The organism is Kitasatospora sp. NPDC024654 (assembly GCF_055559155.1).
In genome coordinates, this window is sequence record NZ_JBVHLF010000289.1 from 1 (window position 1) to 1,043 (window position 1,043).

At 71.8% G+C, this 1,043-nt stretch carries 1 protein-coding gene; it reads right to left on the reverse strand.

Annotated features, from left to right (window positions below; genetic code table 11):
- Positions 1-1,028, reverse strand: a 1,028-nt coding sequence (locus ACZ38L_RS39680) for a hypothetical protein (protein WP_465703065.1), incomplete at its 3' end; no start/stop codon positions are given.
- Between the last annotated feature and the right edge of the window lie 15 nt (positions 1,029-1,043).

The following is a 1,043-nucleotide window of genomic DNA, read 5'->3' on the forward strand; positions in this document are numbered from 1 at the left end:
TGGTCACAGGCGTCACGGAGCTCGACCAGGAGAGCGACGGCGGTGTCATAGCGGGCCGTCTGCTTCCGGGCGACGTGGTCCTCGACCTCGCGCCAGATCGCTTCCTCCTCGGCGGCCAGAGCGGTCAGCTTCTTCGCTCGCGCCTCGGTTCGAACCCGCTCGGCGCGCTGTCGGCGTTCCGTGACTCGCGCATGCGCCGCGTCCAGCAGTTCCGCGGCGGAGCGCTGCCCCGGCACAGTCACGGCGGCGGACGGTTCGCCACGCAGCCTGCGCAGGAGTTCGGCTCCCAGCTGAGGCTCGTCACCCAGCGCGAGGCGCAGCAGGAGGTCGTCCTTCTCGTTCTCGGGAAGTGCGGCGATCAGCGGCGCCAGTTCCTTCTTCCCGGGCCTCTTCCGAGGTGCGGGGGCGGGCGGGCTGGCCTGGGCGGCGACCGCCAGCAGGTCGGCGTCGACCCGCAGGAAGTCCGCGAGCGCCCGCTGCGGTGCGGTGAGCCGGTCGAGCCCGGCCGGGACCGGGGGCTCGACCGCCGCCCGGTAGGCCTCCTCGTCGTCCTCCTGGAGCGCCCAGGCGCCGATGGCGGACAGCCATGCGAGGTACAGGGCGCGGTGGTCCCCGGCGGCCAGCTCGGCCCGCACCCCGGCGATGGCACCGAGCGAGTCCTCGGCGCCCTCCTCCCAGTCCCCGCCCTCGTCCTCGCTGCGCAGGTCCAGGACGAGGTGGGTCCTGGTCGTCCACGCCTCGACGCACTCGTCGAAGCAGTACGGCTCCAGCGCCCGCAGCGGGAGCTGCCCCTTGGGCAGGCGCAGGATCACCTGATGGGTGCCCCAGTTGGTCAGGTAGAGGTGGGCGTCGTAGTACCGCTCCACCATCCGCCGAGGGTCACCGCGGAAGTTGCCCCACTGATATTCATTGGTGAAGCTGGTCGCGGTGATCCGGGCCCGGGTGGACAGCGACCGCAGCTGCTCCTGCTCCTCGCGGGTCAGCGGCCGGTCGATCGCCAGGAACTCGTAGTACTGGTACTCGCTCATCGCGACGACCCTAGC